12 protein-coding genes are annotated in these 14,039 nt (G+C 69.9%); 7 read left to right on the top strand and 5 right to left on the bottom strand.

Annotation, left to right across the window (positions count from 1 at the left end; all coding sequences use genetic code 11):
* Positions 1-73: 73 nt before the first annotated feature.
* Entirely contained in the window at positions 74-868 is a 795-nt protein-coding gene (locus ACFYPA_RS12155) for a VOC family protein (RefSeq protein ID WP_359081577.1), read from the top strand.
* Between the two features lie 12 nt (positions 869-880).
* On the opposite strand, the gene ACFYPA_RS12150 is transcribed toward ACFYPA_RS12155, so the two are convergent.
* Together ACFYPA_RS12150 and ACFYPA_RS12145 are read right to left on the bottom strand one after the other, a co-directional pair.
* On the bottom strand, positions 881-2,173 hold the full coding sequence (locus ACFYPA_RS12150) for an MFS transporter (protein ID WP_389131377.1): 1,293 nt from the start codon (positions 2,171-2,173) through the stop codon (positions 881-883).
* Positions 2,174-2,283: 110 nt separating this feature from the next.
* On the bottom strand, positions 2,284-3,336 hold the full coding sequence (locus tag ACFYPA_RS12145) for a zinc-binding dehydrogenase (RefSeq protein WP_389131375.1): 1,053 nt from the start codon (positions 3,334-3,336) through the stop codon (positions 2,284-2,286).
* Between the two features lie 110 nt (positions 3,337-3,446).
* On the opposite strand from ACFYPA_RS12145, the gene ACFYPA_RS12140 reads away from it, so the two are divergent.
* The gene (locus tag ACFYPA_RS12140; protein WP_359081580.1) at positions 3,447-4,004 is read left to right on the top strand and encodes a TetR/AcrR family transcriptional regulator; all 558 of its coding nucleotides are present in this window, start codon (positions 3,447-3,449) and stop codon (positions 4,002-4,004) included.
* A 73-nt stretch (positions 4,005-4,077) separates the two neighbouring features.
* Here the strand turns inward: ACFYPA_RS12140 and ACFYPA_RS12135 are convergent, their stop codons facing one another.
* Positions 4,078-4,962, bottom strand: a complete 885-nt coding sequence (locus tag ACFYPA_RS12135; RefSeq protein ID WP_389131720.1) for an enoyl-CoA hydratase/isomerase family protein — start codon at positions 4,960-4,962, stop codon at positions 4,078-4,080.
* 122 nt (positions 4,963-5,084) lie between these two features.
* On the opposite strand from ACFYPA_RS12135, the gene ACFYPA_RS12130 reads away from it, so the two are divergent.
* Positions 5,085-5,468, top strand: coding sequence for a helix-turn-helix domain-containing protein (locus ACFYPA_RS12130; RefSeq protein WP_359317595.1), 384 nt, complete (start codon positions 5,085-5,087; stop codon positions 5,466-5,468).
* A 32-nt stretch (positions 5,469-5,500) separates the two neighbouring features.
* On the opposite strand, the gene ACFYPA_RS12125 is transcribed toward ACFYPA_RS12130, so the two are convergent.
* The gene (locus ACFYPA_RS12125) at positions 5,501-6,778 is read right to left on the bottom strand and encodes an FAD-dependent monooxygenase (RefSeq protein ID WP_389131372.1); all 1,278 of its coding nucleotides are present in this window, start codon (positions 6,776-6,778) and stop codon (positions 5,501-5,503) included.
* Positions 6,775-8,172 carry an MFS transporter gene (locus ACFYPA_RS12120; protein WP_389131369.1) on the bottom strand — a complete coding sequence of 466 codons (1,398 nt, stop codon included), beginning with the start codon at positions 8,170-8,172 and terminating at the stop codon, positions 6,775-6,777. The genes ACFYPA_RS12125 and ACFYPA_RS12120 overlap by 4 nt, the downstream gene beginning before the upstream one ends.
* A 630-nt stretch (positions 8,173-8,802) precedes the next feature.
* Between ACFYPA_RS12120 and ACFYPA_RS12115 the strand changes: the two genes are divergently transcribed.
* The 4 genes from ACFYPA_RS12115 (at position 8,803) to ACFYPA_RS12100 (ending at position 13,418) form a co-directional block, all read left to right on the top strand.
* Entirely contained in the window at positions 8,803-9,069 is a 267-nt protein-coding gene (locus ACFYPA_RS12115; RefSeq protein ID WP_359081587.1) for a GlsB/YeaQ/YmgE family stress response membrane protein, read from the top strand.
* A 152-nt stretch (positions 9,070-9,221) separates the two neighbouring features.
* Positions 9,222-10,745 (top strand): catalase, encoded by a 1,524-nt coding sequence (locus ACFYPA_RS12110; protein ID WP_359081589.1) that lies wholly within the window; start codon positions 9,222-9,224, stop codon positions 10,743-10,745.
* 572 nt (positions 10,746-11,317) lie between these two features.
* A complete protein-coding gene (locus ACFYPA_RS12105; RefSeq protein WP_359081591.1) occupies positions 11,318-11,710 on the top strand; it encodes a hypothetical protein in 393 nt (130 codons plus the stop codon).
* Positions 11,711-13,268: 1,558 nt separating this feature from the next.
* Positions 13,269-13,418: a hypothetical protein gene (locus ACFYPA_RS12100; protein WP_389131365.1), complete on the top strand. Its 150-nt coding sequence runs from the start codon at positions 13,269-13,271 to the stop codon at positions 13,416-13,418.
* Positions 13,419-14,039: the final 621 nt, after the last annotated feature.

Below are 14,039 nucleotides of genomic sequence, written 5' to 3'. Positions count from 1 at the left end.
TCCGACGCGCAGGAGGAGCGAGAGGTCGCTAGCGTGGCAGAGGGGCTGTTGACACCTGAGGAGATGACCGGTCATGGCCGCAGAACCGGAAGGCACCCCGTGCTGGGCCGACGCGACGTTCGGCGACCTCGAAGGCGCGAAGCGCTTCTACGGTGAGGTGCTGGGCTGGACGTACGGCGACTCGCTGCCCGAGTTCGGCAATTACACGCAGGCCTACGTGGACGGCAAGGCGGTCGCCGCCCTGATGCCGCCCATGCCCGGCCAGGACGTACCCGCCGCCTGGTGCCTGTACCTCGCGTCGCCGGACGCGGCGGCCACCGCCAGGAAGGTCCGCGAGCACGGCGGCACGGTCCTGGTGGAGCCGATGCGGGTCAGCGAGTTCGGCACGATGGTGCTGGCCGCCGACCCGGGCGGAGCCGCCTTCGGGGTGTGGCAGGCGGGCACCCACGAGGGCTTCGGCGCGCGGGCGGTGCCCGGTGCCTACAGCTGGGCCGAGATCTTCACCCGGGAGCCGGAGAAGGCGGACGCCTTCTTCCCCGCGGTCTTCGGGTACGGGGTGAAGCGCATGGACGACGACGCGGTGGACTTCACGCTGTACGACCTGGGTGCCGACCCCGTACTCGGCCGGATGAAGATGACGGAGGACTTCCCGCCCGAGGTGCCGCCGCACCTGAACGTGTACTTCACGGTGGCGGACTGCGACGCGGCGGTCGAGAAGGCGAAGTCGCTCGGGGCGGAGCTCCGGTTCGGCCCGATGACGATGCCGTTCGGCCGGTTCGCCGCGCTGACCGACCCGCAGGGCGCCGCGTTCTCGCTGATCGACGGCACGACGACCGGTGGGGACATGCCCGAGCTCAAGGACGTCTGACGGCCCGCCGGATCACGCCTCGGGTTCGCGCGCGTCGTAGCGTGCGAACCCGGGCCATCGCAGCGCGAGCAGCACCACCGCGACCACACAGGCGATCCCGCCCCCGGTCATGGCGAGGCCCGGTGACGCCAGGTCGGCGACGGACCCGGCCATGAAGTCCCCGAGCCGCGGGCCGCCGGCCACCACCACGATGAACACGCCCTGGAGGCGGCCCCGCATCTCGTCGGGCACGGCCGCCTGGAGCATCGTGTTGCGGAAGACCATGGACGTGGTGTCCGCGGCACCGGCGAGCGCCAGGAAGATCAGCCCGAGCCAGAGCTGCCGGGTCAGCCCGAAGACGGCGATGGCCGTCCCCCAGCCCGCGACGGCGAGCAGCACCGCGAGCCCGTGCCGCCGGATCCGTCCGAGCCAGCCGGAGAACACCCCGCCCAGCAGCGCCCCGAGGGCCGGGGCGGCGACCAGCAGTCCGGTGGTCTTCGCGTCGCCCCCGTACCAGAGCCCGGCCACGACGGGGAACAGGGCGCGGGGGTGGGCGAGCACCATGGCGCACATGTCCGTGAAGAAGGTCATCCGCAGATTGGGCCGGGTCCCGAGGAACCGCAGCCCGTCCATGACGGAGGCACGCTTCTTCCCCCGGGCCTCCTCCTCGCCCCGTTCCGGCAGCATGGAGGGCAGCCGCCACATCGCGTACAGCGAGGCCGTGAAGGTGATCGCGTCGACTCCGTACGCGGCGCGGTAGCCCCACCAGCCGACGATGAGCCCGCCGAGCATCGGCCCGACGAGCATGCCCGTGGTGCTGGTGATGGAGTTCAGGGCGTTGGCGGCGGGCAGCTGTCCGGCCGGCAGCAGCCGGGCGATCATCGAGCTGCGGGCGGGTGAGTTGAGCGCGAAGCAGACGGCCTGGAGGGCGACGACCCCGTACAGCAGCCCGACCTGTTCCACCCCGGCCACCGTGACGGCCACCAGCCCCACCGACAGCAGGAACGATCCGAAGGCGCTGAACAGTCCGAGCTTGCGCCGGTCGAGGGTGTCGGCGACGGCACCGCCGTACAGTCCGAAGACGACCAGCGGCACGAGTGAGCAGAATCCGATGAGACCGACGGAGAAGGCCGAGCCGGTGAGGTCGTACACCTGGAGCGAGACGGCGAGCGACGTCATGCCCTGCCCGACCCAGGAGACCGTGTTCCCGAACCAGAGCCGCCGGTAGTCGGGAGAGGTCCGCAGCGGGGTCAGGTCGGCGAATATTCGGGTGCGGGGTTCCGGCCCGTCGGCTGCTTCCGTCGGTTCGGTCAGGGATTCGGTCACGGAGCATGATAGCGACCGGCCCGCGAGGAACGGATCACGCCCGGTGCCGCCGCAGCGGTCGCGATGCCGCCCTCCGCCCGGGTGACGACACGTGACTCCCGCAAGGACACTCAGGGACGCATGACGATCTTTCCCACGTGCTCCCTGCGGGCGAGTTCCTCCTGCGCCCGGGCGGCCTGCTCCAGGGGAAACGTCGCGGCGACGACGGGCTGGATCCCGCCCTGCCGAGCCAGGTCCATGAGGAGGCCGAAGTGCGTGGGCGTGTGCATCGCGGAGCCGATCACCTGTGCGTTGTGCAGGTAGAGCCGGCGCACGTCGAACGTCACGTCGTAGCCGCCGAGCGCGCCGGCGACGACCCACCGGCCGCCTTCGCGCAGCAGCGGCAGCCCGTCGCCCACCAGGTCCCCGGCGACGACGTCGAGTGCGACGTCGATGCCGTCCGGGGCAGCGGCACGGACCTGCTCGGCGACGTCCCCCGCCCGGTCGACGACCGCGTGGGCACCCGCCTCGCGCACGGCCTCGACTTTGGAGCCGCTGCTGACGGCGACCACCCGCGCACCGCGTTCACGGGCGATCTGCACCAGTGCGAGTCCGACGCCTCCGGACGCTCCCGAGACGAGGACGGTCTCCCCCTCCCGCAGCCGGCCCCGCTCGATCATCCCCAGGGCCGTGCCATAGGCGGTCGGCAGCGTCGCGAGTTGATCGTCCGTGAGGGGGGATTCGGTCACGTCGTGCACCCGCTCCGCCGGTGCGGTCACGTACTCGGCATAACCACCGTCGCGTTCGCTCCCCATCAGGCCCACCGGGTTCGCGTCCGGCCCCTCGGTGTCGTAGATCGCCGGGTCGACGACCACGCGGCGACCGACGAGGTTCTGGTCCCCGCCGGGGCCGACCGCCACGACACGGCCTGCCACGTCGGCACCCTGGATGCGCGGGAAGTCGATCGGTCCGCGCCAGCCCGACAGCGCCTCCGGGTCGCCGGGACGGCCGTAGGCACCCTCCCGGGTCCAGAGGTCGGTGTTGTTCAGCGCGACCGCTGCGACCCGGACCAGCACCTCCCCCGCCCGCGGTGCGGGCACGGCCACCTCTGTCGGTTCGAGGACCTCCGGCCCCCCGTGCTCCGCGATCCGCACGGCGCGCATGGTCTCGGACACACCCTTCATCTGGACCCTCTCCTAGGTATACTGATCGGTAAACATCTTCCACCGTACACCGATCAGTGAAGAGGCACCCGATGCGGGAAGCACAGCCCCTGTCACCTGCGGGGCAGCCCATGTCACCAGCGGGCCGCCGCATCGTGTCGGCAGCCGAGGAGCTGTTCTACAACCGGGGCATCACGGCGGTCGGCGTGGATCTGATCGCCGAGCACTCCGGCGTGACCAAGCGGACCCTGTACAACCAGTTCGGTTCGAAGGACCACCTCGTGGCGATCTACCTCGCCGAACGTGACCAGCGCTGGCGGTCACTCGTCCTCGCCGCCGTCGGCGCGTGCGACGACCCCGTCGAGAGGGTCACGGCCCCCTTCGAGGCCCTGCGCACCTGGAGTGGGAGCAACACCCGCGGATGCGCGTTCATCAACGCGCTGGCCGAACTCCCGGACCCCTCTCACCCCGCGCACCGCATCGCCGCGGAGCAGAAGCTCTGGCTGCTGAACCTGTTCGAGGAACTCGCCACCGCGGCGGGCCGCCCGGACCCCGCCCGCCTCGCCACCCAGCTCCTCACGCTGCACGAAGGCGCCCTCGCCACGCAGCCCCTCCCGCTCGACACCCTCTCCGCGAGCACCGACCTGGCACGCGCCCTGGCCCGAGCCTGCGCGTCGGACGCCGGTTGATCCCACCGGTCACCCGCCCACGCGCGCACAGCGCGGGGGTGCGGTATGACCGGGGACGGCCCGGGCCGAGCACTCACGTCGCCGACGCGCGCGCCTCCTGACCCGGGACGACGTCTACGGCCGCCTGTCCGGCCAGTCCCCTGAGCAGGCCCTCCAGATCGCGCTCGCCGTCGCGGGTCTGGGCACCGTGGGCCAGTCCGCCGCGGATCAGACGCCCGGCCGCGGGTGAGACGACCTGGCCCGCCCAGGCGTCGTGCTCTCGCAGGAGCCCCTCGGTCAGGTCCTCGGGGGCGAGGGCGCGCTTGGCAGCGGCGATCACACCCTCGGGCAGGGCGGCGATGTCGCGGGCGAGGCGATCGACGACGTCGTCGAGCTGGTCGGCAGGAACAGCCCGGTTGACCCAGCCGTAGCGCTCCGCGGTTTCGGCGTCGTACAGGTCGGCACCCAGCACCGCCTCCAGGGCGCGATTACGGCCGATCCGGCCGGCGAGGTACTGCGTGCCTCCTCCACCGGGAACGATGCCCATGAGAGCTTCCATCTGCCCGAGGCCGGCACGACCGATCGCCGCGAACGCCATGTCCGCGGCGGTGACGAACTCCGCCCCTCCGCCGCGCGCCGCCCCGGCCAGCTTGACGATGGTCACCTGGGGCTGGTGACGGAGCAACTCCCCCAGAGCCTGGAAGACGTTGACGCCGTCCGGAAGGCCGGTCGCGAGCTCCTCGAGGACGTCCGGCGTGTCGCCGATCGACATGTCGACGTGGGCGATGAAGAACTCCGGGTCGGCGCTGGCGAACACGATCACCCGAACCGAGAGGTCGTCCCGCAGCGCGGTCAGCAGGTGCCGGAGGTCGGCCATCAGAGTCGCGTCCAGGACGTTGACCGGTGGGTTGTCGAGGGTGACGTGGGCGATGCCGTCCTTGTGGCTCACCCGCAGGGTCGCGTAGGCGTCGTGGTTCATGAAGATCTCCGATGAGTACCTGTTATGCATCTAGGTTCCTGATGCATACTCACGGTGCGGCGGGGAGCGACCGGCGTCAATAACGCACTTTCGGCATCGCAAGGATCGCGGAGGATACCGACGTGGCCATCTCTGGACCCGGCGCGGGCGCCGGCACCGTCTACCGGTCCGACTGCCCCAGCCGCCCGATCCTCGACCAGATCGCAGACAAGTGGTCGATGATGGTGATGGCAGTCCTCGACGAGCCCACTCGGTTCAACGAGATCAAGCGTCGCCTCGAAGGCGTGACCCAGCGGGTCCTGACGCAGACCCTGCGCCGCCTGGAGCGCAACGGGATGGTCGTTCGCCGCGTGCTGCCGACCTCGCCGGTCGGGGTCGAGTACTCCCTCACCCCGCTCGGCGAGTCTCTGCGGGAGCCGTTCGGTCGGTTGTACGGCTGGACGGTCGACCACGCGGACGAGATCCGGGCGCGCCAGATGGCCTACGACCGACGGGTCCAGAGCTGAGAGGCCGTACCCGCCCAGGCCGTTCTCGGCCCTCATCGGGCACCGTCGTGCGGGTGGGAAGGGCTCCCGGGCGAAGTTGGTGCCGGTGGGCCCAGCGGGCCCGTGAAGTCGGGCAGGGTGAGGGCCGAGTGAGCCGGTCGCTTCTCCGCACGGGGAATCGCGGCGAGTGTGCGCAGTCTGGTGTCACGTTCTTCAAGACCCTGGGCGGTGGTCGGGAAAAGTGTGGCACCGCCCTTGCCGACCAGCGCCTGGTTCATGTTCACGAAGCCACGGGTGTGGTGTTCGTAGGCGGCGAAGCCGGAGGGGTGTTCCCGGTCGGCCAGGGAAGCCGCGAGCATGTACGCGCCGACGAGGGCGAGGCTGGTGCCCTGTCCCGTGAGGAACGAGGGCGCCCACGCGGCGTCGCCCACCAGGGCGACCCTGCCGTCGGACCAGCGGGGCACTCGGATCTGGCTGACCGCGTCGAAGAACAGGTCATCCGCATCCCGCATCGCGGCCAGCATGCCCGGTACCTCCCACCCCGCATCGGCGAAAACCGTCCCCAGCAGGGCGCGTTGGGCTTCCGGGTCGGGGAACGCCTCGTATGGCGGTCGCGGGTGGGCGAAGTTCAGGAAGGCGTGCACGTCGTCGTGGTGCCCCACGGCGTAGAGTGCCGCAGCCCTGCCCGGCGCGTTCCACATCACGGTCTCCCGGGAGAGCCCGAACGTATTGGGCATGGTGAACACGGCGAAGCAGTAGCCGAGGTACCGGTGGAACTGCTCTTCGGGCCCGAACAGCATCCGACGGGTGTGTGAGTGCAGACCGTCCGCGCCGAACACCATGTCGAACGTACGCGGGCTGCCTCTGCGGAAGGTGACGTCGATGCCGTGCTCGTGCTCGTCGAGGGCCTCGATGGAGTCGTTGAACAAGAACTCCACGTCGTCACGGGTCGCCGCGTAAAGAGCATCCGACAGATCCCCGCGCCGCACCTCCAGGTCATGCCCCGCGACGCCGCCGGTGACGGAGTGGGGATGGAGCGAGGCCACCTCGCCGCCGTCCGCGGCGAGGAAGGTGAGTCGGCGCAGGTCGATGTGTGCCTCCCGCAGCCGTGGCAGGATTCCCATCCGCCGGACGACTTCGAGTGCGGTGCCACGCACGTCGATGGGGTAGCCACCGCCCCGGAGTGCGGGGGCCTTCTCGACCACCGTGACCTCGAAGCCGATGCGGCGCAGCCAGAATGCCAGGGCCGGCCCGGCGATGCTGGCTCCGGAGATCAGGGCCTTGCGCTGCGGCACAGCCCGGCATGTCCTCAACTGGTTCGGGGGCGTCATGCTTTGACTCCTTTGCGCATGGTGCGGGCGACAAGCAGGGACAGGGCCGTGACGGTGCCTGCGATGACGAAGCCGGTGACGAAGGCCGATTCGTCCGGGACGTCGGATCCGGCCGGGGTCGCAGCGGTGAGGAGCGCGCCACTGGCCTGCACGCCGACGGCGAAGCCGATGACGCGGGTCACCAGGACCAGGCCGGTGGCGATGCCGGTGTCTCCCTGCTCGACGGAAGTGGCGGTGCCGGTCACCAGCGCCGTCACGCACAGCCCGTTGGCGAGCGCGATCAGCATCTTTCCGATGACGAGGTGCCAGACCTCGGTGTGCACGGCCGCCAGGGTGATCAGGGAGGAAGCCAGGATGACGATCCCGGCGACGACCACCGCACGCGAGCCGAAACGCCGTGCTCCGATCCCACCGAGCGGTCCGGCCAGGGACGCGGCGACGGCGCCGGGGAGCAGGAAGAGCCCGATCGTGGTGGCGTCGGCCCCGAAGCCGTAGGCGTCGTCGGTCACCGCGAACAGCTGCGGAACGAGGTAGACCGCCGCCGAGGTGCCGACGCAGATCATGAACGTCAGCACGCACGGCTTCCACACGTCGGGCCGGGACAGCATGCGCGGATCGACCATCGGCGACGCCACCCGGCGCTCCACGGCCGTCCATGCGATCACGAGGGCGGCCAGGAGCACGAGAAGGACTGCGAGCACGAGGGGCTGCGAGCCGAGGTCGGGCGCCATCGAGAGGACGAGCATCAGCGTGACCAGGATCCCGCTCAGGAGGGCCAGGCCCGGCCAGTCGGTCCCGGCGGCATCGGGCCGGCCCGGTCGGTCCTGCGGCATGGACCTGTTCACCAGGAGGGTGGCCGCGATCACGACGAGCGTGGGCAGCGCGAACATCCAGTGTCGGGACAGTCCTTCGGCCACGGGCCCGGCGGCCAGCGTGCCCACCATTCCGCCGCCGACGAACAGGCCGCTGACCACGCCGATGGCGACCTTGGACTCTTGCTCGGGGAGGTGTTCGCGCACCAGGATGAACGAGAGGGGCAGCGCGCCGACCATCGCCCCCTGGAGGATCTGGCCGACCAGTAGCACGGGGAGGTTCGGTGCCACGGCGGACACCAGGCCCCCGGCCGAGACCACCGCCATCAGCCGGATCAGGACCCGTTTACCGCCGTAGCGGTCGCCGAACCTGCCCGCCACCGGAGTGATGAGCGCGCCGGTGATCAGGAGCACGATGCTGAGCAGCGCCCCCTCGGCGGGGCTCATGTTCAGCTCGCGTTGCAGGAGCGGAAGCGTCGGCGTCACCACCGACTCCAAGGCGCCGGTCGCCACCGCCAGCATGCCGAGGGCCCCGACAGCAACCTTCCTGATGGGGACCGGCGGGGCCTGGGATGTGGTCATGAGCAGCCTCGTGCCGCGCGCGAGGGCGGGTTGCTGCTCGCGGGTGCCTGTACCGCGCCTGAGCCGGAGCCGTACGGCCACCGGACACCTCGCAGTTCGACGGCGATACCGGATGTGGCAGCCGGAGCCTCCGGCCGGAGTTCCACCTTCTGCCCCGTGCCGTTGCGTAACCTCATTTGCTACCCCTTCATGGTCGTCTCTGCCGACATGCGAGGGTGCGTGCTCGGCAGCGGACCAGGCGTCACACCGGGGAGCCAAGGTGGATGTACTACCGCGGTAGGGGGTGAGGCGGAGGAGGGGCGCCCCTGGGGCCGAGGTCCTTCGCTCGGGGCCGGCGAGCCGGGGATCAGGCCGGTGGCGGTACGGGGCGGGTCGCGGCCGGGCCCGACGCGGGCAGGGTACGGAGGGGCACCACACGCAGATGCGAGGGGCGCGGGTCGAGTGCGACGTCGCCCCGACGGCCGTCGGACCGCCCGCCCCCACCGTCCGGCGTAACGCGGGAAACGGAATGACGGGCCACGGAGTGACGGCCGAGGCCCCGCGCATGTGTGAGCTTCGGTTACGGGGATACCCGGAGGGTTCCTGGCGCCACGAGGGTGCCGGGCGTCGGCAACGTAAAGGAAGGTTCTCGTGAGCATCATCGCCTGGATCCTCATCGGCCTGTTCGCGGGGCTCATCGCCAAGGCGCTGACGCCCGGCAAGGACCCGGGGGGCTGCCTCGTCACGATCGTCATCGGCATCGTGGGCGGGCTGCTCGGCGGCTGGCTCGGCAAGGTGATCTTCGGGGTCGACTCGATCGACGGATTCTTCAGCCTGTCGACGTGGATCGCCGCCGTCATCGGCTCGGTGATCGTCCTGCTGGTCTACCGGCTGGTCACGGGACAGCGCTCCCGCTGACCCCGCCCCACGTCCTCGGGTGGTCCGCGCTGTCAACCCCTCGACGGGTCGATTCGACCATGTTTGCCTACATTGGCAGAGAGTCAGCAGGGAAGCCGCAGGAGAAGCCACCGCCGACGCGTCTACGGAAGACGAACAAGAGGAACGACGACATGACCGACACCACGCGCAAGCCGACCACCTCCGACTCCGGCGCCCCGGTGGAGAGCGACGAGCATTCGCTCACCGTCGGGCCGGGCGGGCCGATCCTGCTCCAGGACTCCTACCTGATCGAGCAGATGGCCCAGTTCAACCGCGAACGCATCCCCGAACGCCAACCGCACGCCAAGGGCAGCGGAGCCTTCGGGAAGTTCGAGGTGACCGCGGACGTCTCCGCGTACACGAAGGCCGCGCTGTTCCAGCCCGGCACCACGACCGACCTGGTCATCAGGTTCTCCACCGTCGCCGGGGAGCGTGGCAGCCCGGACACCTGGCGCGACCCGCGCGGTTTCGCGGTGAAGTTCTACACCAGCGAAGGCAACTACGACATGGTGGGCAACAACACCCCCGTGTTCTTCGTGAAGGACCCGATGAAGTTCCAGCACTTCATCCGGTCCCAGAAACGCCGGGCGGACAACAATCTCCGCGACCACGACATGCAGTGGGACTTCTGGACCCTCTCGCCCGAGTCGGCGCACCAGGTCACCTGGCTGATGGGCGACCGGGGCATCCCGCGGACCTGGCGCCACATGAACGGCTACACCTCGCACACGTACATGTGGATCAACGCGCAGGGCGAGCGGTTCTGGGTGAAGTACCACTTCAAGACCGACCAGGGCGTCGAGACGTTCACGCAGCACGAGGCCGACCAGATGGCCTCCGCGGACACGGACTACCACACACGTGATCTCTTCGAGCACATCCGCGACGGGGAGTACCCGAGCTGGACCCTCAAGGTCCAGGTCATGCCGTACGAGGACGCGAAGGACTACCGGTTCAATCCCTTCGACCTGACGAAGGTGTGGCCGCACGGCGACTACCCGCTGATCGAGGTCGGCCGGATGACGCTGGACCGCAACCCCACGGACAACCACGCCGAAATCGAGCAGGCGGCCTTCCAGCCGAACAACCTGGTCCCGGGCATCGGCCCGAGCCCGGACCGGATGCTGCTGGCCCGGCTGTTCAGCTACTCGGACGCGCACCGCCACCGCATCGGCGGCAACTACCAGCAGCTCCCCGTCAACGCCCCTGTCGCGCCGGTGCACACGTACTCCAAGGACGGGGCGATGGCGTACCGGAAGACCTCCGACCCGGTCTACGCCCCGAACTCCAAGGGTGGCCCGCAGGCCGACACGGAGCGCTACGGCTCCCCGCCGAGCTGGTACGCGGACGGCGACATCACCCGGGCCGCGTACGTCGACCACGCCGAGGACGACGATTGGGGCCAGGCGGGCACGATGGTCCGCGAGGTCCTGGACGACGCGGCGCGGAACCGGCTGGTGGACAACATCGTCGGCCACCTCCTCAACGGCGTGAGCGAACCGGTCCTCCAGCGGGCGTTCCAGTACTGGTCGAACGTCGACAGCACGCTCGGCAAGCGCGTCGAGCAGGGCGTCCGCGCGAAGGCCGGCGAGAAGGACCCGAAGGCTGGTGAGCAGGGCAACCCTGCCCGCTCGTCGATGCAGCACAAGGCCTGAGGCCCGACCGCCGACCGCCCGGAAGGGGGGTCGGCGGTCCGTCCCTTTCCCGGAAGGCTTCGGCGGCCCGTCCCTTTCCCGGAAGGGGTCGGCGGCCCGTCCCTTTCCCGGAAGGGGTCGGCGGCCCGTTCCTTTCACCGCTGGACCGAGCAGCGGATGAAGTCCCGCATGGCGTATCCGCAGCTCAGCCTTCCACCACTGCCCACCCGTGGTGGGCGCGGCCGACGCCGATTCCGACTCATCCCTTGCCTCTGTCAGTCACTCTCTGTGCCTGTCGGACTGCCCCCAAGGTCTCCCCGGGCCCCCGGGAGCCCCGTCAGCCTCTCCACGGACGCCCGCAACGCGTGCAGCGACAACCCGGCGTCGCGCCGAACTCGGGTGACCTTTCCGGCGCGGCCGTACTTCCCGTGGGCCACGTCCAGGACCAGCTCACCACCTAGCCCCACCGCCCGGTGTGCCGGCGCCTCCACCTGGACAGTGGTCATAGCCGGCCCGGCTCCCGCCTCGGATACCGTGTTGCTCTACGGGGTGCCATAACGGATGTGACGCCCCCCACCGGAGGTAGTCAGCGTATGAGTTCAAAACGCAGCAAGAATCCAGCCCTGCCCGTACTTGACGACGCATTCCGACTCGCGTCGGTCAAGGACGCCGAAGAGTCCACCCGTGACTTGGCCGCGCGGCTGGCCACCACCGAGCTGCGCCGCGCTTCCCACCCGGGCCGGGTCACCTGGGAGCCCATCGATCAGGCCGAGCCCGTACCGGTCCCGCCGAGTGTGGTCGACGGTGACGGGGACCTGTGGCTGCGGGACCGGGGCACTGGCACCTGGACCATGCCCGAGTTCAACCCGAAGGAGTTCCCGGCCCGCTGTGGCGAGGTTCTGACGTGGAACCAGCTTGCCCGCGAGTTCGGCCCACTGACCGCGCTGGCCGACGACCGCCGCATCGGCGGCGGCCGCCGGCGCTGACCGCGCAGCCTTCTGGGATGACCGCACCCCTGAAGCGCCCGTTACGGGGAGCTGGGAGCTTCAGCTCACCGTCGAGCTCGACGATGGCGGCGAGCAGGTGAGCGTGGTGGTGGCGTGCGACGGCCTCGATCAGCGTGGCGGACCCGACGCCACCCGATGGCCTCGGTGCGGCCGGCGTCGGTGGACCAGCCGAGTAGCGGTCTGCCTTCAGTTGCCGTGGTGAGCGCGCGGCCCAGCTCGCCGATCGATTGCTGCCAGTCGGCCAACTGCCCGAGCAGGCCACGCACCAGCTCGTCGACGGCGGCCGCCGGGCCGGGCGCCGAAGGCCCGCGCTTCGGTGGCGGCCTCGGCGAGGACGTCTTCGTGCAGCCCGAAAGAGTTGCCTGCTGTCAGCTGTACCTTCCTGGGGAACACGCGTGGGAGGGGCCCGGGTGCCACTTGGCACCCGGGCCCCGAAGGAACTGCTACACCATCAGCCGGCTTTCCTTGGCTACGCCGGCTCTGTGTCTCCGCATACCTACCGGGAAGAGGTCCGGGGGTTGCGGGGATCGCGGTTGCTTGACCGGAGACCACCTCACTCACGATGTCCTGCGGTACCCGGGCCCACATCGTTCACCCGGGCGATCCTGATGGCGCTCTGGCTCCTCCGTTCCTTCCCTCTGAACAAACTGCTTCCGTGCTCGTGGTGGCCTCTCACAGCGCCACACTCTTCGGCAGCCAGCCCCGTTGCCCGTCCTGCGTCTGCTCTGGCTTGGAACCCCACTGCCGAACCTCCCGGCACGCGCGCCGCAGTCTGACGCCATTTACCGAGGGACCACTGGTACTGCGGACTGCACCTGCGGTACTGCTCACGGCGGCCCCTGAACTGCGGGCCGCCCGGTCCGGTCGTCAGTCCCGTCGCCGTCCTGCAACCGCTCTGGCTTCGGAACTCCACCACCGCACCGTCTTACTGGTGGCCTCTCACAGCGCCACACTCTTCGGCAGCCAGCCCCGTTGCCCGTCCTGCGTCTGCTCTGGCTTGGAACCCCACTGCCGAACCTCCCGGCACGCGCGCCGCAGTCTGACGCCATTTACCGAGGGACCACTGGTACTGCGGACTGCACCTGCGGTACTGCTCACGGCGGCCCCTCAACTGCGGGCCGCCCGGTCCGGTCGTCAGTCCCGTCGCCGTCCTGCAACCACTCTGGCTTCGGAACTCCACCACCGCACCGAACTGCACTTATCTGTACTGCTTCCCGGCAGTTCATCTCTGCCGGGCCCTGCGCGATCTCTTGGCTACGGACAAGACACTAACCTCAGCAACGCCCACATGTCTACTCCCGCCACGACAGGTTTTCTGTGCGGGCTGCCAGCGAAGAACTGTGGCCCACGCTCACGGCACAAGGCGGTACAACCGATCACACGTGGGGTGTACGCGTAGGAACAGCACGACGATCAGCATTCCCTCAACACCCTTCGTGCCCGCCCTGGTCCAGGGCAACAGCGCAGCCGACACCAGCCAGGCCCGCCAGGCCGCCCGCGCCCTCACCATCGCCTCACCCCCGCGCCCGGCCCGGACATGGCGGACACCCTCGTCCTGGTGGTCTCCGAACTCGTCGCCAACGCCCTGCGCCACGGCGGCGGCCACTACACCCTGCAACTGGCCGCCGGCGCTGAGGCCTCTCGGCCTCACATGATCAACCCCGGGCAGATCCCAATCGTGCAATGACCTCGACTACCCACACCCGAAACGAATGTCTGCTTCACGCGCGATAGGTTTCCGTGCAGTGCTCCTGCGCCTGGTAGGCGGCGGCGGTGCAGCACGACACGGACAGGGCAGAAGAGCGACATACGACCCGATGGCTCCCCGCCCATCCCGGGAACGGACAGCTGCGATGTGTCCGGTCCCTTGGACAAGGTGGCCACGCAGACCGCGACCCGCGCTTCGGTCAGAGCACGGGCCGTGCGCGGGAGAGGTCATGGCCGACATCCACCGGGCTCTGGACCGGCGCCCGGGGCGCTGCGGTAGCCGTCGCACGCATCGACCCGGAACAGGGCCAGGTCCACTTTTGCGGGCTCGGCAACGTCTCCGGTGCGATCGTGACCTCCGCGTCCAAGAGCAACCTGCTGTCACTGCCCGGGATCGCAGGACACCAAATCCGTACTCCGCGCACCGCCACCCACCCGTTACCCCCGGCAGCGCTCTGATCCTGCACTCCGACGGCCTGGCCGAGCGCTGGGGCCACGGCGATCTCCCCGACACCTGTCGGCACTGCCCGACCGTGATCGCAGGTCGCCTCCTGCGTACCGCCAGTAAGTATCACGACGATGCCTGCGTCATCGCCGCCGC

The organism is Streptomyces sp. NPDC005775, assembly GCF_042871565.1.
Taxonomy (GTDB): domain Bacteria; phylum Actinomycetota; class Actinomycetes; order Streptomycetales; family Streptomycetaceae; genus Streptomyces.
This window is presented reverse-complemented; position numbering and strand designations above follow the sequence as displayed.